Origin of the sequence: Qipengyuania xiamenensis (genome assembly GCF_019711495.1) — a bacterium.
Taxonomy (GTDB): Bacteria; Pseudomonadota; Alphaproteobacteria; order Sphingomonadales; family Sphingomonadaceae; genus Qipengyuania; species Qipengyuania xiamenensis.
The window spans coordinates 64354-83530 of record NZ_JAIGNM010000002.1; the positions used below are offsets into that span (position 1 = coordinate 64354).

Consider the following 19177-nt stretch of genomic DNA (forward strand, 5'->3'; position numbering starts at 1 on the left):
GGCCTTGAGGATCATCTTCAGCCGCAAGGGCTTCGACAGCGCGGCGGGTGGGGGCCCGTCGCCGATCGTTGACGGTCGTCCGCTGAGCCTGCCGATCCCTGCGGGCGCGGCCTCGCGCACAACCTATGGAGAGCTCGGGCTGGGCGAGCATGCATCGCATTCCAGTCGCGGCAAGCTGGGCGATGACGATCTCTGCCATCATGACCCGATGTTTCTTGCCAATGGCACCTGCCTGTTCGGACAGGTCGGGGCAGCACAGACCCATCTCACAAATCAGGGCGTGGGCGAGGGCGACGTGTTCCTGTTCTTCGGACTATTCCGCGAGGAGGACAGCGGCGAACCACACCACCGCATCTTCGGTTGGATGGAGGTGGAGCGCATGGTCCATCTCGCGGAGTGTGACCAGGAAGAGCGTTCCGATCTGGCGGCGCACGCACATCCGCATGCGCTCGAAATGCACGGCTCCAACGACTGCATCTACGTGGGTCCGGGCGGCACCGCGCCCCGGGCGTGCAACGCGCTTCGCCTCACCGTGCCCGGCGGCCCGCCCTCGCTATGGGAGCGGCCCGAATGGCTGAAAAAGGGCGGATTATCGTACCACGACCGCGCGGATCGCTGGCTGCGCGGCGGCCGGCTCAGGAGCGTCGCACGCGGGCAGGAATTCGTCGCCGACATCGGCCGGCGCAGGGCCCCGCGTGACTGGCTTGCAACGGTGCTCGACGAACTCAGAGGGTCTTGATCACCGCCGAGAAGTCGAGCCCGCCGTTTTCTTCGGCGAAAGTCTCGTAGATTTCGGTGGCATGCTTGCCGAGCGCGGTCTTGGCATCGACGCTGTTCGCAGCTTCCATGGCAAGGCGAAGGTCCTTGAGCATCAGCGCGGTGGCAAAGCCGCCCTGATAGTCGTTGTCTGCCGGACTATCGACGCCCACGCCGGGCATCGGCGTATAGGCATTGAGCGGCCAGCAATAGCCAGAGCTCTGCGAGCTGATCTCGTAGAATTTCTGCGGGTCGAGGCCGAGCTTTTCGGCCATTTTCATCGCCTCGGTCGTGCCGATCATGGTGATGGCGAGCAGCATGTTGTTGCAGATCTTGGCGGTCTGGCCCGCGCCTGCGTCACCGGCGTGGATCACCGCCTTGCCCATGGCGTTCAGCACCTCCTCGGCGCGCTTGAAGGCCTTGTCGGTGCCGCCGACCATAAAGGTCAGCGTCCCACCATTGGCCGCAGCGATACCGCCCGAAACGGGAGCGTCGACCATGTCGTATCCGGCAGCTTCGGCTTCGGCGATCACCTCTTTCGCGGTGGCGACATCGATGGTCGAGCAGTCGAGCAGCACTGCGCCTTCGGGTGCCTTGCCGATCACGCTGCCTTCGTAGACCGCTTTAACGATCCCGCCATTGGGCAGCATGGTCACGACACCATCGACACCTTGTACGGCTTCGGAGGCATCGGTGAAGGTCGCGCAGCCATTGTCCTTAGCCGTCGCAAGTGCCTCTTCCGAAAGGTCGAAGGCGTTCACCTCGTGCCCCGCCTTGACGAGGTTCGCGGCCATCCCGCCGCCCATGTTGCCGAGGCCGATGAAGGCGATTTTCATTCTGATTTCCTCTCGAAGTATTCTTTCAGCCGGGTGCCTGTGACGGTGCCGAAGAAGGACATGAGTCCGGCCAGGATTGTTCCAAGGACGACCATCAAGAGGCCTAGCCCATCAAAGCTGGAAGACGCCTCCGCGATCAATCCCGCAAGGAGCGCTATCGCTATCGCCGCAATCCCGCTTGGTATCACATTTTCCCATATCCATCCCCCGACAAGGCCGCACACGAGGCCAATCAGCGGATAGATTTCCGGGCTCATTACCTACCCTTCCACTTGCCTTCGCGCTTTTCGACGAAGGCGGCCATGCCTTCCTTCTTGTCCTCGCTCGCGGTGAGGATCTGGAAGATGCGGCGTTCGATGATCAGGCCCTGGTCGAGGCTGGTTTCGAAGGCGGCGTTGACCATTTCCTTGTTCGCGATCGCTGCCATCGGCGGCATCGCGGCGATCTGCGCGGCGGTCTTCATGGCATCGTCGAGCAGTTCGTCATGCGGCACCACGCGCGCGACGAGGTTGCTGCGCTCGGCTTCCTCGGCGCCCATCATGCGGCCGGTGAGGCACATTTCCATGGCCTTCGACTTGCCGATCGCCTTGGTCAGGCGCTGCGATCCGCCCATGCCGGGCGCGACGCCGAGCTTGATCTCGGGCTGGCCGAACTTGGCGTTTTCCGAAGCGATGATGAAGTCCGCCATCATGGCGAGCTCGCAACCGCCGCCCAGCGCGAAGCCGTTCACCGCGGCGATCCACGGCTTGCGGGTCTTCTTGACGATCTCGCTGGTCCAGGGCGCGAAGAAATCGTCGAGATAGAAGTCTGCCGCTTCCTTCTCGCTCATTTCCTTGATGTCGGCGCCGGCGGCAAAGGCCTTGTCGCCCGAGCCGGTGAGCACCGCGCACAGCTGGCTGCTGTCGGCCTGGTAGGCTGCGAAAGCCTCGATCAGTTCCTCGAGCACCTTGCTGTTGAGCGCGTTGAGCGCCTTCGGGCGGTTGAGCGTGATCAGCGTGACGGCATCGCGCTGTTCGACGGTGATGGTTTCGAAGCTCATAGCGGTTTCCATTCCTCGTTGGCGGGAAGCGGGGCGAATATGCTGTCGATCAGCTCCTCGCTCACGCCCTCGGGCGTTGCCGGATCCCATTTCGGGTCGTTCGTCTTGTCCACGATCACTGCGCGCACGCCCTCGGCAAAGTCCGGGCGGGTCAGGACGCGCGATGCGATGCGGTATTCCATGACCATGTTGTCGGCGAAGCTGTCGAGCTTCTCGCTCTCCGCCAGCTGGCGCAGCGCGACCTTGCAGGTCTGCGGGCTCTTGGTGCGAAGCGTGGCAAGTTCCTTGGCTGCCCACTCGCTGTCGTCGGCCTCGAGGCTGGCGAGGATGTCCTCGTAGCGGTCGGAGGCGAAATGCTTCTTGATGAGGTCGGCATTGCCCTCGATCCGCGCCGATGGCGGCGTTTCGGAAAGTTCGGAAAGGATGCCCGAGATCCGGTCGGGATGCTCCGTGATGCGCGCCTTGGCTTCGGCGAGCTTCTCGCTCGGCAGGTAGTGCGTTGCGATGCCCGCCCAGACGCATTCCGCACCGTCGAGCCGCGCGCCGGTGAGCGCGAGGAACTGGCCGAGGCGTCCACCAAGACGCGACAAGTGCCAGCCGCCACCCACGTCGGGGAAGAGGCCGATGCCGGTTTCGGGCATGGCAAAACGCGTATGCTCGGTCGCGACGCGGTACTTGCAGGGCAGCGCAATGCCCACTCCGCCGCCCATGGTGATGCCGTCCATGAAAGCCACGATCGGCTTGTCATAGGTCATCATCTGGTGGTTTAGCTGGTACTCGTCGTGGAAGAAGGCGCGCCCGCTCTTCCCGCCATCGTTGAGGGCGGAATTGCGCAGCAGGTTGATGTCGCCGCCTGCGCAGAAACCGCGGCCCTCGGCGTGGTCGAGTACCACCGCCTCGATGCCGTCATCATCCGCCCAGCCGGTGAGCGCCTTGCTCATCGCGTGACACATGTCGAGCGTAAGCGAGTGCAGGGCCTTGGGGCGGTTGAGCGAGATATGGCCGGTGCGGCCATGGGTATGGATGTTTACTTCATCGGTCATCGCGCAGGTCCTTACTGGCGCAGCAGGTCGCGGCCCACGATCATGCGCATGACCTGGTTCGTGCCTTCGAGGATCGAGTGGACGCGCAGGTCGCGCCAGAAACGCTCGATCGGATATTCCCTGAGATAGCCATAGCCGCCGAACAGCTGCAGCGCGTCGTTGACGATCTTGCTGCCATTGTCAGTCGCAAGGCGCTTGGCCATCGCCGAGAAGCGCGACTTGTCGGGCGCATTGTCGGTGACCTTCGCCGCCGCGAGGTAGAGCAGTGCGCGCGCCGCCTCGAGGTCGGTTGCCATGTCGGCGAGCATGAACTGCGTGTTCTGGAAGTCGGCGATCGGCGTGTCGAACTGCTTGCGGACCTTGGTGTAGGCCACCGCTTCGTCGAGACAACGCTGCGCACCGCCGAGCGAGCAAGCACCGATGTTGAGGCGGCCGCCGTCGAGGCCCATCATCGCGAAACGGAAGCCTTCGCCTTCGTCACCGACGCGGTTGGCGACGGGTACGCGCGCATCTTCGAAGATCACCTGCGCGGTGGGGGAGGCGTTCCAGCCAAGCTTCTTCTCCGGCTTGCCGAATGAGACGCCCGGCGTGTCCTTGTCGATCACGAGGCAGGTGATGCCCTTGGTCTTGTGCTCGGAAGTGCGGACCATGGTGACGTAGACATCGTTGACGCCGCCGCCCGAGATGAACTGCTTGGTGCCGTTGAGGACATAGTGGTCGCCGTCGAGTACGGCGTTGGTCTTGAGGCCTGCCGCGTCTGAACCACTGCCCGGTTCGGTGAGGCAGTAGCTGGCGATCTTCTCCATGCTGACGAGGTCGGGAAGGTAGCGGTCCTTGACGTCCTGCGAACCGAACTGGTCGATCATCCAGCTCGCCATGTTGTGGATCGAGATGAAGGCGCTGGTGGTCGGGCAGCCATAGGCCATGGCTTCCATGATCAGCGCGGCTTCCAAACGGCCGAGACCGATGCCACCGCTTTCTTCGGAAACGTAGATCGCCCCGAAACCGAGTTCGGCAGTGCTCTGGATCACTTCGCGCGGGAAGTGCGATTTCTCGTCCCACTCGCCGGCATGCGGCGTGATGTTGTCGGCGGTAAAGCGCTGCGCCATTTCTTGGATCGCGAGCTGCTCTTCGGTGAGCTGGAACTGTCCTGAATTCGTAGTCATGGGCTGCGCTCTAGACCGCTAAGGCAGGCAAGTGAAGAGGCGCGAGAGCCTAGCCCTGAACGATTGCTTCGGCCTCGATTTCGACTTTCCATTCCTTGCGGCAAAGCCATGGTGCGCCGACCATTGTTGCGGCCGGTTTTGCAGTGCCGAAGAAGCGTGCGTGGACTGCGCCGACGGCTGCCTGGTCTTCGAAGTCGGTGAGGAACATGCGGGTGCGCACCACATCGCCTGCGCTCCCGCCAAGATCCTCGATCGCCGCGACAATAAGCTCGCAGCAGCGCGCGGCCTGTGCGGCGGCATCGCCCTGGGTGGAGGATCCGTCGGGCTCGATCGGGCCGGTGCCCGCCACGATGATGCGGTTGCCTTCGCGAATGGCGCGGCAGAAGCCGAACTGCTCCTCGAAGGGCGAGCCGCTGGTGGTGCGCTGACGCCCGCTCACCCGCAGGTGATCTCGGTGATTTCCATTGCGCGGTCGTAGCGCACGTTCACGCGCTCGACACGGTAGTCCATCGTCCAGACCGAGTCGGGCGGACCCCAGCGCAGCGTCTGGGCGCCCGTATCCTTCATGATCGCCGCGCCCATTTCCGCAGTTGCGTCATGACCGATGTGGTACTGGGCGGGAGCCGCATCGCAGGTGCCGCCAGCGGCCGGGGCTGCGGGCGCATCGCTGCCGGCATAGGCCGTGGTGCAGGCGGCGAGCGACAGGGTGCACAGGGTCAAAAGGGCCGATTTCATGATGCCTCTCCTTCAGCTTCGCACTTGGTATAGGTCAGCGGCTCGGGAATGGCTTCATCTCCCGATTCCGAGCGGGTTAGCTGCATTCCGTCATCCGACAAGCGCCATTCCATGTCGCGCGTCCATTCCTGCCCTTCGCCCGAGAAAGCGAAACGGGCACTGATCATCGTGGCTTCCTTGGCCTCGACTTCGTCCACGACTGCACGCGATTCGTAGAACTTGATGCCCTCGCCATCGATGTCGATTAGTCCCTTGGCATCCCCGCGAGTGCTGGTGCAGTCGGCAGGAACCAGTCCCCACCGTCCGTGGAGTCCGCGGGGGATGTCCTTGCCCAGGATTTCGGGGAGGGGCTCCGCTCCGTCACCGATTCCGCCGTCGGGTTCGACAGGCATCATGGTTTCTTCGGCCCTGGGCGTATCGTCGACCGGATCGCCGCAGGCTGCGAGCGCTAGCAGTGTGAGAGGAAGGGCGGAGCGAAGGAGCTTGAACTGTGTCATGCTGTCTCCAACGCCCCGCCTGCTGTTCCTATCCCGCCTCTGGTTCACCCCATGGTCGGGATGACGAAGGCGTTCGATCCGTCGCCGCCGCCGTCGGGCCAGCGTTGGGTGACCTTCTTGGCCTTGGTCCAGAACTTGAGGCCTTCCATGCCGTACTGGTCGATGTCGCCGAAGCCCGAGCGCTTCCAGCCGCCGAAGCTGTGATAGCTGACCGGCACCGGGATCGGCACGTTGATGCCGACCATGCCGACATTCACGCGGGATGCGAATTCGCGCGCCGCGTGGCCGTTACGGGTGAAGATGGCGACGCCATTGCCGTACTGGTGCTCGCTCGGGAGGCGGACAGCGTCCTCGAAATCCTTGGCGCGCACGATCTGGAGGACGGGGCCGAAGATTTCTTCCTTGTAGCTTTCCATGTCGGTGGTCACGCGGTCGAGCAGCGTCGGGCCGACGAAGAAGCCGTCCTCGTGGCCCTGCAGGCTGAACCCGCGGCCGTCGATGACGACTTCGGCGCCTTCCTTCTCGGCCGTGTCGATCCAGCCTTCGACGCGTGCCTTGTGCTCGGGCGTGACTACGGGACCGTAATGCGCGTCGGGATCGTTCGAGACGCCAACGCGAAGAGCGTTGATCGCGGGGATCAGCTTTTCGCGCAGCTTGTCTGCCGTGTCCTCGCCGACGGGGACCACCACGGGCAGCGCCATGCAGCGCTCACCAGCCGAACCGAAAGCGGCACCGGCAAGGTCGTTGACGACCTGGTCGAGATCGGCGTCGGGCATCACGATGCCGTGGTTCTTCGCGCCGCCGAATGCCTGCACGCGCTTGGCGTTCGCAGAGCCGCGCGAGTAGATGTACTGCGCGATGTCGGAGGAGCCGACGAAGCTGATCGCCGGGATATCGGGATGGTCGAGGATGGCATCGACCATTTCCTTGTCGCCGTGGACGACCTGCAGGAGGCCTTCGGGGGCGCCCGCTTCGAGGAACAATCCGGCGAGACGTACCGGAACGCTCGGGTCGCGCTCGGAAGGCTTGAGGATGAAGGCGTTGCCCGCCGCAATCGCCATGCCGAACATCCACATCGGGATCATGGCGGGGAAGTTGAAAGGGGTGATGCCCGCACCGATGCCGAGCGGCTGGCGCATCGAATAGACGTCGATACCGGGCCCCGCTCCTTGCGTGTACTCGCCCTTCAGCGCCTGCGGGATGCCGCAGGCGAACTCGATCACTTCGAGACCGCGCTGCACGTCGCCATGCGCATCGTCGACGACCTTGCCGTGCTCGCTCGACAGCAGCTCTGCGAGCTCCTGCTTGTTCGCCTCGACCAGTTCCTTGAACTTGAACATCACGCGAGCGCGGCGTTGCGGGTTGGTCGCCGCCCATTCGGGCTGGACTTTCTTGGCCGCATCGACCGCCTTCTGAAGCAGGGCGGCATCGCCCAGTGCGACTTCGGCCTGGACCTCGCCGGTCGAGGGGTTCCAGATCTGGTGCTTGCGGGTGGGGGCCGGGCTTTCGCCGACGATGAAATGGTCAACCTGACGCATGGGAGAATCCTCTCTTTCCTTGCCAACGGCCTTGGCAAGCGAGAGGTCCGAAATCAACCGGTTTCAGATGAAACCTTTGCGTGAGAAGGCTAGCCGACCGCGGCCATCATCTGCGCGCACAGGATCGCTCCATAAGTGCCGAGCGCGTAGCCGAGCACTGCCAGCAGCACGCCGACCGGCGCCAGCGCGGGATGGAATGCGCCTGCCACCACCGGTGCGGATGCCGCGCCGCCGACATTGGCCTTGCTGCCCACCGCCACGAAGAAGAACGGTGCCTTGATGATCTTCGCGACCACCAGCAGCAGGACGATGTGGAACAGCATCCAGATCGCGCCGATCGCCATGAATGCGGGCGCGTCCATGATCTTGGTCACGTCCATCCGCGTGCCGATGATCGCGACCAGCAGGAAGATGAAGAGCACGCCGAATTTGCTCGCGCCGATGCCTTCCAGTTCGCGGGCGCGGGTGAAGCTGGCGAGAAGGCCTGCGGTGGTGGAGACCACGACGACCCAGAAGAAGCTGCTCGCGAGCGTGGCGTCCTCACCCTGCAGTTCGGCGAAGAAGTTGCCCAGCCATCCGCCAAGCAGGTGCGACAGGCCAACGACCGCAAAGGCGGCGCCGAACAGCAGGACGTAGTCGTTTGCCTTGGCCACACGCTCGATGCTGTCCGAATAGTCCTGCATCGTGTCCTGCAGCTTGGTGATCGAGGAACTGTCCGCGCCGAGCCACTTGTCGACCCGCTCATGCGCGCCTGCGCCGTAAAGCAGGAAGATCATCCAGATCTCGGCCACGATGATGTCGACCGCGAGCAGGGCAGCGAAGCCTTCGAGCGGATAGCCATAGACTTCGAGCATCGCCGTCTGGTTCGCGCCGCCGCCGATCCAGCTTCCTGCCAGCGTCGCCAGCCCGCGCCAAGCGGCGGTGTCGCCCGAGCCGATTACCGTGGGGTCGAACTGCGCGACGATCCACAGCGCGAGCGGTCCGCCGAGGATGATCCCGACCGTCGCGGTCAGGAACATGATGATCGCCTTGTTGCCGAGGCCGAGGATGCCCTTGATGTCGATGCTCAGCGTCATCAGGAACAGCGCAGCGGGAAGGAAATAGTCCTTGGCGATCGGCCACAGCTGGCTTTCGCTCGTGTCGATCAGCCCGGTGGTAACGAACAGCGAGGGCACGAGATAGCAGACCAGGATGATCGGCACGAAGACGTAGAACTTCTTCCACGCAGGCCGGTCGCGCGTCGCGAATACGAAGGCCAGAAGTGCGGCCAGAAGCCCGAGAATAATGCGATCGTCGCTGATCATGATGTGTGCGTCCCGCTCCCAATCGGATGTTTGCGGGCCTGCCTAGCGGCTTGCGGCAAGAAAAACCATGTTGACCCGCAATCGCGCCTTCCCCAGCACGAAAGCGGGTACTGAGGAGACGGTGAAGACATGGGCGATTGGATCGAACTTGCGCGTGATGCATGCGGCGAAGCGCAAGCCTATCTCGAAGCGGTCCGTGTGGAAACCGCGGGGCTCGTTGCCCCCGACGGCAAGCCGCAGACGGACCTTGTCGAGCAGCACCAGCGTCGGCTTCACGGATTTGCGTGGATCGGCACGAGTGTCGCTGCGCTCGAGGCGGTTACAGACTGGGCAGCGCGTTCGCAGCGGGCAGGGCGGTTCGGCGAGGTCGAGGAACTCGTCCTGATGATCGGCTTCGGTGAATACCTCCACCAGCTGACTTCGGCGCTCGCGATGAGCCAGAATGAATATGTCCGCCCGTCCGAACTCCTGGTGGATGAGGCGGCGCAAAAGCTCGCGCAATCCGAGGCTGCGAAGCCCTTCCTCGAGAATGGCAATACGGCATCGAACCGTGCGCGGCTTGCCGCATTGCTCGCCGAAGGAGCGCGCCCCGACGAGGCGTTCGACGACGAGACGCTCGACATGATCCGCGAGCAGTTCCGCGCTTTCACCACCGATCGCATCGCGCCCAAGGCGCACGAATGGCACCTCGCGGACGAACTCATTCCGATTGAAGTGGTCGATGAGATGGCCGAGCTGGGCGTCTTCGGCGTCTGCATCGCCGAGGAATATGGCGGCCTCGGTCTCGGCAAGACCGCAATGTGCCTTGTGTCCGAAGAGCTCTCGCGCGGCTGGATCTGTGCAGGCTCTCTCGGCACGCGCTCCGAAATCGCGGGCGAGCTGATCGGCGAGAACGGTACGCCCGAGCAAAAGGCGAAATACCTGCCTAAACTGGCCGACGGCTCGATCCTGCCGACAGCTGTCTTCACCGAGCCGGATACGGGTTCCGATCTCGCCTCCGTGCGCACCCGCGCTAGGAAGCAGGACGATGGCAGCTGGACCATTGACGGCGCGAAAACGTGGATCACCCACGCGGCGCGCGCAGACCTGATGACGGTCCTTTGCCGCTCGGACCCGGAGAGCCCCGGCTATTCCGGCCTGTCGATGTTCCTCGCCGAGAAAACCCGCGGCACCGATGCCGCCCCGTTCCCGGATGACGGCATCGACGGCAGCGAAATCGAGGTGCTCGGTTATCGCGGGATGAAGGAATATGCGCTCGGCTTCGATGGTTTCGCAGTTGCTGCGGACGGCCTGCTCGGCGGAGCTGAAGGACAGGGGTTCAAGCAATTGATGCGTACCTTCGAAGGCGCACGCATCCAGACCGCTGCCCGCGCGATCGGGGTGGCGTGGAATGCTTTCGATCTCGGCCTTTCCTATGCGCTGGAACGCAAGCAGTTCGGCAAGCCCCTGCTCGCATTCCCGCGTGTCGCGGACAAACTGTCGCTCATGGCGACCGAGACCGTCATGGCTCGCGAACTCACCTATTCGGCGGCGCGTCACAAGGACAAGGGCGAGCGCTGTGATATCGAGGCAGGAATGGCGAAGCTGCTGGCTGCGCGCGTGGCTTGGAGTAATGCCGACAATGCGCTGCAGATCCACGGCGGCAACGGCTACGCGCTCGAATACCAGATCAGCCGGGTGCTGTGCGACGCGCGTATCCTCAACATTTTCGAAGGTGCTGGCGAAATCCAGGCGCAGGTCATCGGCCGCGGCATGCTTGCGGGACAAGCGCGCCATTGACCGTCGGTTGGCGAGGCGGCAAATGGCCTCGCGATCGCGGGTGTAGCTCAATGGTAGAGCAGCAGCTTCCCAAGCTGACGACGAGGGTTCGATTCCCTTCACCCGCTCCAGCGCTTCCCGACCCGCCCGCGATTTGAACGCTGCTGCGCTTTGCGCTACCCGAAAGCCGCATCTGCGAAGAGGGAATCAGCGATGAGCATCTTTACCGATCACCCGCATTCGGTGGGCGAGAGCTATTTCGAGCATCTCGTGACTGCGGGCAGTTTCGGCGTCAGCCTGATTGCCGCCGGCTTTGCCTGCCTCGTGCACGGCATCTTTCCCTTTTGGTGCAAGACCACCGGAAGCCGCGCGGTGCGCCAGCTGGCCGACCGCATGATCCACGGGCGCGAGCGTTACGACGGGAATGCGCCCAAGGGCGAACAGATCGACTGGTGTATCTGAAGATCGGCCAGGCGAAGCCGCCGGGTTACTTGGGCGGCATCCTGATCGCGCCGTCGAGCCGGAACTGGTGCGCATTGATATAGGAATTGCGCGCAATCTCGCAGATCAGCGAGGCGAATTCTTCGGGTTCGCCGAGGCGTTTGGGGAAGGGCACGCTGGCATTGAGCTGGTCCCACATTTGCGGATTGCGGTCCTTCATCCCCAGCATCAGCGGCGTTGCGAAGATTCCGGGCATGACCGAATTCACACGGATGCCGAGGTCCATGAGATCGCGCGCCATCGGTAGTACGAGGCCATTCACGCCTGCCTTGCAGCTGCCATAGATGACCTGCCCGATCTGGCCGTCCTGCGCCGCGACGCTGGCGGTCAGGGTGATACAGCCGCGTTCGCCGTCATCGTTGAGCGGCTCGATGTTCGCCATGCCGAGAGCGGAGTGGCTGGCGATCCGATATGAGGAGACAAGGATGCCTTCCGCGCCATAGGCATAATCCTCGGTGGAAAGGCGCTTGTAGCCGCCCTTTTCCTTGTCCCAGCCCAGTGTCTTGCCGCGCCGGCTGGTCATCGCGCAATGGACGGTGACGCGTTCCTGCCCGTGGGCATCGCGGGCGCGGTCGAAACCTTCGACCACAGATTGCTCATCGGTGATGTCCACCTTGGCGAAAATCCCGCCGATTGCCTCGGCATGGGCGCGACCGCCTTCTTCGTCGATGTCGAAGATCGTCACCTTTAGCCCGAGATCGGCCAGTGCCTTCGCGCTAGCCTTGCCGAGGCCGCTTGCCCCGCCGGTTACTACCGCTGCCATGCCTTCGGTCAGTTGCATCTCGTCTCTCCTGTCGTGTCATTTTGCTTCCACATTGCTATCGCATGAGGCAGGCTGACACGCCAAGGAGTTAAGTGATGACCGCCGACCTGCATCGACGCCAGTTCCTGTCCGCAACGGCCAGCGCATTTGCCGCGCTGTCGCTGTCGGGCTGCCAGACGCGGGTTGGTTCAACGCCGCTGCCGTTTACAGGCTATGGCGAGCTCGTGCCGGATCCCAATGGCATGCTCAACCTGCCCGAGGGCTTCTCCTATCGCCTGATTTCGGCGTTCGGCCACGAGATGGACGATGGCGAACCGGTACCCGACGCGGCCGACGGCATGGGCTGCATCCCGCTGTCGCGCAGGGAAATTGCCCTCGTGCGCAATCACGAGCTGATGCCCGGCGCCGGCGGATCGGAATTCCTCGAAACCGGTTTCGACAAGGTCGGCGGCCAGGCCGTCCTGCCGGGCGGGACCACCACGATCGTGCTCGATGCGAAAACGCTGCGCAAGAAGCGCGAATACCGCTCGCTCGCCGGGACCATGCGCAATTGTGCAGGCGGCGTGACGCCGTGGGGCAGCTGGCTGACCTGCGAGGAATTCGTCACGACCGACGACCAGATCGCGCCCGACAAGCTGGCCAAGCATCATGGCTGGATTTTCGAAGTGCCCGCCGATGCCGGAAAGCAGATCAACCCCGAACCGCTGAAGGCCATGGGCCGCTTCAATCACGAGGCTGCATGCGTCGATCCGGAAACAGGCCTCATTTACCTGACCGAGGACCGTACGGACTCCGCGCTCTATCGCTTCGTGCCCAAGGTGCCGGGCGACCTCGCGCAGGGCGGCGAGTTGCAGGCGATGCGGATTGCCGGCCTGTCGGACACCCGCAACTGGGCCGAAGCCGCCATGCCGGTCGGCACGCGCTATTCGGTCGACTGGATAACGCTCGACAATGTCGAGGCTCCGCTGGACGATTTGCGCACGCGCGCAGCAGCTCAGGGTGCCGCTATCATCGCCCGCGGCGAGGGCATCCACATGGGGCTGGACGAACTCTTTATCTGCTCGACCAGCGGCGGGGCGATGAAGCTTGGCCAGATCTTCAAGCTCGTCCCCGGTCGCAACCGCAAACCGGACGAGGTCGAACTGTTCTTCGAGAGCGAAAGCAAGGAGCAGTTCAATTACGGCGACAATCTCGTGGTCGCGCCGAACGGGCACCTGATCGTGTGCGAGGACCAGTATACCGAGATTGTCGACAACCGCCTGATCCTGATCACACCGAAGGGCGAACCGCATGTCTTCGGGCGCCTGACGATGCAGACCGAACTGGCGGGCGGCTGCTTCTCGCCCGATGGGAAGTGGTTCTTCGTCAACGCCTATTCGCCGACGCGGACCTTCGCGATCACCGGTCCCTGGTACGGCTGACGCGATTGATAATTAATCGCAATAAACGAATGAGGTGTGCTGGTTGATCGATTGAAGCGATCACTGCACTCGAAACCCTTCGCGAAACTCTAGCGTCTCTCCGCCGTTGGTAGAGTGAACGAATTCAAGAAGGGAAATCTACAATGGCCGAACTCGGCAACAATGCGAAATCTGGTCTCGTTACGGCGCTTAACGGTGCATTGGCGGACACGATGGCGCTCTATTTCAAGACCAAGAACTTTCACTGGCATGTCGCAGGGCCGCGCTTTCGCGACCTCCACCTCCTGTTCGACGAGCAGGCGGCAGAGCTGATCGGTACGGTCGATGCGATTGGTGAGCGGGTCCGCAAGAATGACGAGTACACCCTTACCTCGATCGGGACCATCCAGGCCGAGACAAGCATCAAGGACCAGGACGACGTCACCATCACTGCCGATGCGATGGTTGCCGAACTGCGCGACGACAACAAGAAGCTTCACGACCGTCTCGGGTCGGTAAAGGAAGAAGCCGAAGCAGTGGGCGACAACGCCACCAGCGGCATCGTCGACGACTGGATCGACCAGTGCGAAGAGCGCATCTGGTTCCTCAACCAGACCAGCAAGTAATTCGCGAGAATAGCAATGCAGACCCGCCGGGACCCTTAAACCCCGGCGGGTTTCGTGTATCTGGAGTGGCCATGGCAGAAGCAACGATCATCGAGAACGCGACCGACGGCGATATTGCCGACTGGCTCGCGCAGCGGCTTGGCGAAGCATTCGCGGCAACCGAGGGGCCGGTGACCATCACCGTGCCGGGTGGCTCGACCCCGTTCCCGATCATCGAGCAGCTTTTGAAACGCGATCTCGACTGGTCACGGCTGGTGGTGTGGCCGGGTGACGACCGCATCGTGCCCGAGGATCACGAGGCATCGAACACAGGCAAGCTGCGCAAGCTGTTCGAACCGGCAGGCGCCGAAGTCGTCACGCTCACCATCATGGAGCAGGTCCCGCACTTCGACCTCGCATGGCTCGGCATGGGGGCCGACGGACACATCGCCTCGCTCTTCCCCAATACCGATCCGAAGCTCGACGAACCGCGCAGCATCCTGCGTCTCACGCCCGATCCGCTGCCGCCAGAAGCGCCGTTCGACCGCATCAGCCTGACGCTGCCTTCGCTCCTCGCGAGCGACCGGATCCTCTTCGTGATCCGCGGTACGGACAAGCGGACCGTGTTCGACCAAGCCCTTGCGGGTAAAAGCGATTTGCCGGTTGCCCGGCTGCTGGCAGGCGCTAAACAGCCTGTCACATGCTTCACCTGATACCTGCGCCGCTTCACCGGCTCGCCCTCAAGATCGGATACAAGCTGCAGCAGCGGATGCGCCGTACGACAGGTACGGCGCGCGACGGCGTGAGCGTGATCGGCCGCGACATCGACGGGCAGATACTCGTGGTCCGGCATAGCTACGGACCGGAAGGCTGGTATTTTCCCGGTGGCGGCATCAAGTCGGGAGAGAGCCCGGAAGACGCGGCCAAGCGCGAGCTGATGGAAGAAACCGGCTGCGAGATTGTCGGGCTCAGGCTGGTCGGCATGGTCGAGGAAGAACTGTCCGGCGCCAGCCACAAGGCGCACCTGTTCGAGGGTGTGATCGAGGATATGCCCAAGGCCGACGGTCGCGAAATCATCGAGGCACGGATGTTTCCGACCCACTCGCTTCCCGAACCGCTTGCCCCGACCACGCGGCTGCGGCTCAAGATGTGGCAGGCGCGCAAGAGCTAGAGCAGGCTCAACTGCGCATCGGGACGCTTGGGAGGTTCCTCTCCGTCGCGTTCCAGCTTCGATAGCGTGAGGCCCATCAGCCGGATCGGCATGGGCAGGGGAAGCACTTCTTCGAGCAGTACGCGCGAGACCTCGGCAAACTCGTCCTTGCTCGCGATCGGCTGGTCGAGCGTTCTCGCACGGCTGAAGATCTGGAAATCGGTGTATTTCATCTTCAGCGTCACCGTGCGGCCTTTCGCCTCGGCGCGCTCGATATAGCCCCAGACGATATCGATGATGTCCTCCAGCGTCTCGCGCAGTTCGCTGCCCGATGACAGGTCGCGGCTGAAGGTGCGTTCGCCACCTACCGACTTGCGCGTCCTGCTCGATCGCACGGGGCGCAGGTCGATCCCGCGGGCCGCACGATAGAGGTAATCGGCAAAGCTACCAAAATGCGCGCGCAGCCATTCGATATCCTTGGCCGCGAGATCGGCTCCGGTGGCGATCCCCAGCCGGCCCATCTTTTCCTCGGCCTTCGGGCCGACACCGTGGAAACGCCTCACCGGCAGCGACTGGACGAAATCCGCACCTTGCCCCGGGCGTATCACGCACATCCCGTCAGGCTTGTTCTGGTCGCTCGCGAGCTTGGCGAGGAACTTGTTGTAGCTCACGCCAGCGCTCGCCGTCAGCTTCGTCTTTGCCTTGATTTCCTGCCGGATGAGCTCTGCGATGCGGGTCGCGCTTCCGATGCCGAGCTTGTCCTCGGTCACATCGAGATAGGCCTCGTCGAGGCTGAGCGGTTCGACGAGGTCGGTGTGATGGCGGAAGATCGCACGGATCTGCTGGCTCACCTCGCGATAGACGTCGAAGCGGCTCTTGCAAAAGATGAGGTCGGGACATTTGCGCTTGGCCGTGACGCTGGGCATCGCGCTGCGCACGCCGAACTTGCGCGCTTCATAGCTTGCCGCCGCCACCACGCCGCGCCCGCTCGAACCGCCGACCGCGACTGGTTTTCCGCGCAGTTCGGGATTGTCGCGCTGTTCCACGCTGGCGAAGAAGGCATCCATGTCGACATGGATGATCTTGCGCAGGCCGTCGGCCTCGCCCTCATCGCTGTCGTCTGCCTCGCTCATGCTGCGCTAGATAGCGATCCGGGTTGCAAATCGGAACCTTGTGGTTCACCCGCCATTTTGTGCAGATGCGAAACGATCAACTTGCCAGCGGTGAACGCCCGCTTCCCGACCGCGCCAGGCGCGCGGCAATCGGCGAGCGCGAGCTGATCTGGATGATGGCGCTGCTGATGGCGTGCAACGCCTTCGGCATCGATGCGATCCTGCCTGCGCTCGACGTGCTTGCCGCCGATCTCGGTGCAGCCGGCAACGACCGCCAGTTCATCGTCGGCTCCTATTTGCTGGCGGCCGGCTTCGGTATCCTGGTGCCAGGCGCTTTTGCCGATCGCTTCGGGCGCAGGCCCGTGCTGTTCGTGGCCTTGGCCTTCTACATCGTCCTCTCGATCGCCTGCGCGCTGGCGAGCAGCTTCGACATGCTCGTCGCGCTGCGTGCCGCGCAGGGGTTCTTCGCTGCAGGCATCATCGCGCTGCCGCCCGCCATCATTCGCGACCGCGTGGGTGGCGACAAGATGGCCCGCATGATGAGCCTGATCTTCGTGATCTTCCTGCTCGTACCGGCCGTTGCGCCGAGCATCGGGCAGGCCATCCTCGTCGCGCTGGGAGACTGGCGCTGGATCTTCGCCTCCATGGCAGTGCTCGGCTGTGCGATGACGGCATGGGTCTATTTCCGCCTGCCTGAAACGCTGCACGAGGAAGACAAGCAGGATATCCACCTGCCGACCATCACGCGCAACATGAAGAGCGCAGTGACCTTGCGCGAAACCATCGGCTACACGCTCGGCAGCGCGCTGGTCTTCGGCGGACTGTTCGGTTTCATCAATTCCTCGCAGCAGCTCATCGGCGAGGCTTTCGGTGCGGGTGACAGCTTCCCGCTGATCTTTGCGATCTGTGCCGGATGCATGGCAATCGCCAACTGGTCGAACAGCCGCATCGTGGAGCACTTCGGCGCCCGCAAGGTTAGCCATGCCGCGCTGTTCGCTTTCATTGGCGTGGCAGCACTCCAGCTCTGGTTCGCTAACGATCCGGACGAGACGCTGTGGACCTTCGTGCCGCTGATGGCAGCCAACATGAGCCTGCTCGGTTTCATCGGCGCGAACTTCGGTTCGATTGCCCTGCAGCCTTTCCGCCATATCGCGGGCGCGGCCTCGAGCGCGCAGGGCTTCCTGCGCATGACGAGCGGCGCAGCGCTGGGCGCCTATATCGGCTACATGTATGACGGCACTGCGCGCCCGCTCGCGACGGCGCTTCTGATCACTGCCGTGCTGAGCCTGGTTTTCGTGCTCTTCTCCGAACGCGGCGAGCTGTTCGGCGAGAAGATGGACGATTACGACTAGCTTTCGCGGTGGCCGATGGTCCGTCGGAAGGTTTCCGGTAGGAACAGCAAGCCGACGAAGAGCGTCAGCAACGCGACCCCGACGGGATACCACAGGCCTGCGTAGATATCGCCCGTGGCCGCCACCATGGCAAAGGCGATAGTGGGCAGGAAGCCGCCGAACCAGCCATTGCCGATGTGATAGGGCAGGCTCATCGCGGTGTAGCGGATACGCGCGCTGAAAAGTTCCACAAGTAGCGCTGCTATGGGGCCGTAGACCATGGTCACCAGCAGCACGAGTGCGGTGAGGATCGCGACGACCAGCGGATTGTTGATTTGCGCGGGATCGGCTGAGGCTGGATAGCCTGCTTCTGCGATGGCCGTTTGAAGCTGTGGCAGATCATCCTTGCTGCGGATGTCGAACGTCTCGTCGCCGATGCCGACCAGCGTGCCACCGAACATGTCGTACAGCTCGTGGCTCTCATACGGGACACCGGACTTGGCCAACGCACTCTGCACGATATCGCAAGTCGTCGTGTCGAAAGTCTGCTTACCGATAGGGTCGAACTGGAAGGAGCAGCTGTCGACATCGGCGGTAACCGTGACCGGTGCGCGCTCCTGGGCTTCCGCCAACGCCGGATTAGCCGCATTGGTAAGCGCGCCGAACAGCGGGAAATAGAGCAGCGCGGCCAGCGCCAGTCCGCTCATGATGATCGGCTTGCGACCGATCTTGTCCGACAGCCATCCGAAGAACACGAAAAAGGGCGTGCCTATTACCAGCGCGATGGCGATCAGGATGTTGGCCGTCCCACCGTCGACCTTGAGGATTTTTTCAAGGTAGAACAGCGCGTAGAACTGGCCGGTGTACCAGACCACTGCCTGACCCGCGACGGCACCGAGTAGCGCGACGAGAACCCACTTGAGATTGCCCCAGCGCCCGAATGCTTCGGACAGCGGGGCTTTCGAAGTCTCGCCCTCTTCCTTCATCTGCTGGAAGACCGGGCTTTCGGAGAGCTGCAGGCGGATCCAGATCGAGATTGCAAGCAGGAGTGAGGACAGCAGGAAGGGCAGGCGCCAGCCCCATTCGGCGAAGGCTTCTTCGCCCATCGCGGTCCGCAGGCCGATCACCACCAGCAGCGCTGCGAACAGGCCAAGCGTCGCCGTGGTCTGGATGAAGCTGGTGTAGAGCCCGCGTTTGCCCTCGGGGGCATGCTCGGCGACGTAAATCGCCGCGCCGCCATATTCTCCGCCCAGCGCAAGGCCTTGCAGGAGGCGCAGCCCCACCAGCATGAGCGGCGCGGCAACGCCGATGCTGGCGTAGCTCGGCAAGAGGCCCACTGCGAAGGTCGACAGGCCCATGAGGCCCATGGTCACGAGGAAGGTGTACTTGCGCCCGACAAGGTCGCCCACGCGCCCGAACACCAGCGCGCCGAAGGGACGGACTGCGAAGCCTGCGGCAAAGGCGCCGAGCGCGAGGATGAAGGCGGTCGTATCGTTGACGCCCGAGAAGAATTGGGCGGAAATGATCGTGGCAAGGAGGCCGTAGAGGTAAAAATCATACCACTCGAACACCGTGCCGAGCGATGAGGCGATGATCACCTTGCGATGCGATTGCGCAGGCACTTCGGATGCGGCCATGAATTT

At 63.2% G+C, this 19177-nt stretch carries 21 protein-coding genes and 1 tRNA gene; 9 read left to right on the top strand and 13 right to left on the bottom strand.

The window, feature by feature from the left end:
* Positions 1 to 4: 4 nt before the first annotated feature.
* Complete coding sequence (locus K3165_RS08565; RefSeq protein ID WP_221548484.1) at positions 5 to 739, top strand: Nmad3 family putative nucleotide modification protein; 735 nt, start codon at positions 5 to 7, stop codon at positions 737 to 739.
* On the opposite strand, the gene mmsB is transcribed toward K3165_RS08565, so the two are convergent.
* The 10 genes from mmsB to K3165_RS08615 all read right to left on the bottom strand — a co-directional run bounded on the left by mmsB (position 726) and on the right by K3165_RS08615 (position 8914).
* Entirely contained in the window at positions 726 to 1592 is an 867-nt protein-coding gene (gene mmsB / locus K3165_RS08570; protein WP_221548486.1) for a 3-hydroxyisobutyrate dehydrogenase, read from the bottom strand. The two genes, K3165_RS08565 and mmsB, sit on opposite strands and share 14 nt — an antisense overlap.
* The gene (locus K3165_RS08575) at positions 1589 to 1849 is read right to left on the bottom strand and encodes a hypothetical protein (protein ID WP_221548488.1); all 261 of its coding nucleotides are present in this window, start codon (positions 1847 to 1849) and stop codon (positions 1589 to 1591) included. Before K3165_RS08575 ends, mmsB begins: the two co-directional genes overlap by 4 nt.
* Positions 1849 to 2631 (bottom strand): enoyl-CoA hydratase-related protein, encoded by a 783-nt coding sequence (locus tag K3165_RS08580; protein WP_221548489.1) that lies wholly within the window; start codon positions 2629 to 2631, stop codon positions 1849 to 1851. The genes K3165_RS08575 and K3165_RS08580 overlap by 1 nt, the downstream gene beginning before the upstream one ends.
* Positions 2628 to 3674 (bottom strand): enoyl-CoA hydratase/isomerase family protein, encoded by a 1047-nt coding sequence (locus tag K3165_RS08585; protein WP_221548490.1) that lies wholly within the window; start codon positions 3672 to 3674, stop codon positions 2628 to 2630. The genes K3165_RS08580 and K3165_RS08585 overlap by 4 nt, the downstream gene beginning before the upstream one ends.
* Positions 3675 to 3685: 11 nt before the next feature.
* Positions 3686 to 4840 carry an acyl-CoA dehydrogenase family protein gene (locus tag K3165_RS08590; protein ID WP_221548491.1) on the bottom strand — a complete coding sequence of 385 codons (1155 nt, stop codon included), beginning with the start codon at positions 4838 to 4840 and terminating at the stop codon, positions 3686 to 3688.
* A gap of 49 nt (positions 4841 to 4889) precedes the next feature.
* Positions 4890 to 5279 carry a RidA family protein gene (locus K3165_RS08595; protein WP_221548492.1) on the bottom strand — a complete coding sequence of 130 codons (390 nt, stop codon included), beginning with the start codon at positions 5277 to 5279 and terminating at the stop codon, positions 4890 to 4892.
* Positions 5276 to 5575: an I78 family peptidase inhibitor gene (locus tag K3165_RS08600; RefSeq protein WP_221548493.1), complete on the bottom strand. Its 300-nt coding sequence runs from the start codon at positions 5573 to 5575 to the stop codon at positions 5276 to 5278. The genes K3165_RS08595 and K3165_RS08600 overlap by 4 nt, the downstream gene beginning before the upstream one ends.
* A complete protein-coding gene (locus tag K3165_RS08605; protein ID WP_221548494.1) occupies positions 5572 to 6072 on the bottom strand; it encodes a hypothetical protein in 501 nt (166 codons plus the stop codon). Before K3165_RS08605 ends, K3165_RS08600 begins: the two co-directional genes overlap by 4 nt.
* Positions 6073 to 6116: 44 nt before the next feature.
* On the bottom strand, positions 6117 to 7610 hold the full coding sequence (locus K3165_RS08610) for a CoA-acylating methylmalonate-semialdehyde dehydrogenase (RefSeq protein WP_221548495.1): 1494 nt from the start codon (positions 7608 to 7610) through the stop codon (positions 6117 to 6119).
* Between the two features lie 89 nt (positions 7611 to 7699).
* A complete protein-coding gene (locus K3165_RS08615) occupies positions 7700 to 8914 on the bottom strand; it encodes a DUF819 family protein (protein ID WP_221548496.1) in 1215 nt (404 codons plus the stop codon).
* A 129-nt stretch (positions 8915 to 9043) separates the two neighbouring features.
* Between K3165_RS08615 and K3165_RS08620 the strand changes: the two genes are divergently transcribed.
* The 3 genes from K3165_RS08620 (at position 9044) to K3165_RS08630 (ending at position 11134) form a co-directional block, all read left to right on the top strand.
* Positions 9044 to 10693 (top strand): acyl-CoA dehydrogenase family protein, encoded by a 1650-nt coding sequence (locus K3165_RS08620; protein WP_221548497.1) that lies wholly within the window; start codon positions 9044 to 9046, stop codon positions 10691 to 10693.
* A gap of 36 nt (positions 10694 to 10729) precedes the next feature.
* Positions 10730 to 10803, top strand: a tRNA-Gly gene (locus tag K3165_RS08625).
* A gap of 82 nt (positions 10804 to 10885) precedes the next feature.
* Complete coding sequence (locus K3165_RS08630) at positions 10886 to 11134, top strand: DUF6356 family protein (protein ID WP_221548498.1); 249 nt, start codon at positions 10886 to 10888, stop codon at positions 11132 to 11134.
* A 25-nt stretch (positions 11135 to 11159) separates the two neighbouring features.
* Here K3165_RS08630 and K3165_RS08635 read toward each other — a convergent pair whose 3' ends face one another.
* Positions 11160 to 11954 (bottom strand): SDR family oxidoreductase, encoded by a 795-nt coding sequence (locus K3165_RS08635; protein WP_221548499.1) that lies wholly within the window; start codon positions 11952 to 11954, stop codon positions 11160 to 11162.
* Positions 11955 to 12031: 77 nt separating this feature from the next.
* Between K3165_RS08635 and K3165_RS08640 the strand changes: the two genes are divergently transcribed.
* The 4 genes from K3165_RS08640 to K3165_RS08655 all read left to right on the top strand — a co-directional run bounded on the left by K3165_RS08640 (position 12032) and on the right by K3165_RS08655 (position 15112).
* On the top strand, positions 12032 to 13357 hold the full coding sequence (locus tag K3165_RS08640; protein WP_221548500.1) for an alkaline phosphatase PhoX: 1326 nt from the start codon (positions 12032 to 12034) through the stop codon (positions 13355 to 13357).
* Between the two features lie 143 nt (positions 13358 to 13500).
* Positions 13501 to 13962: a Dps family protein gene (locus K3165_RS08645; protein ID WP_221548501.1), complete on the top strand. Its 462-nt coding sequence runs from the start codon at positions 13501 to 13503 to the stop codon at positions 13960 to 13962.
* Positions 13963 to 14033: 71 nt separating this feature from the next.
* Positions 14034 to 14654, top strand: coding sequence for a 6-phosphogluconolactonase (locus K3165_RS08650; protein ID WP_221548502.1), 621 nt, complete (start codon positions 14034 to 14036; stop codon positions 14652 to 14654).
* Entirely contained in the window at positions 14642 to 15112 is a 471-nt protein-coding gene (locus K3165_RS08655) for an NUDIX domain-containing protein (protein ID WP_221548503.1), read from the top strand. Before K3165_RS08650 ends, K3165_RS08655 begins: the two co-directional genes overlap by 13 nt.
* On the opposite strand, the gene dinB is transcribed toward K3165_RS08655, so the two are convergent.
* A complete protein-coding gene (gene dinB / locus K3165_RS08660; protein WP_221548504.1) occupies positions 15109 to 16224 on the bottom strand; it encodes a DNA polymerase IV in 1116 nt (371 codons plus the stop codon). The two genes, K3165_RS08655 and dinB, sit on opposite strands and share 4 nt — an antisense overlap.
* A 65-nt stretch (positions 16225 to 16289) precedes the next feature.
* Here dinB and K3165_RS08665 point away from each other — a divergent pair, with 65 nt between their 5' ends.
* Positions 16290 to 17555 carry a multidrug effflux MFS transporter gene (locus K3165_RS08665; RefSeq protein WP_221548997.1) on the top strand — a complete coding sequence of 422 codons (1266 nt, stop codon included), beginning with the start codon at positions 16290 to 16292 and terminating at the stop codon, positions 17553 to 17555.
* On the opposite strand, the gene K3165_RS08670 is transcribed toward K3165_RS08665, so the two are convergent.
* Positions 17552 to 19171: an MFS transporter gene (locus tag K3165_RS08670; RefSeq protein ID WP_221548505.1), complete on the bottom strand. Its 1620-nt coding sequence runs from the start codon at positions 19169 to 19171 to the stop codon at positions 17552 to 17554. The two genes, K3165_RS08665 and K3165_RS08670, sit on opposite strands and share 4 nt — an antisense overlap.
* Between the last annotated feature and the right edge of the window lie 6 nt (positions 19172 to 19177).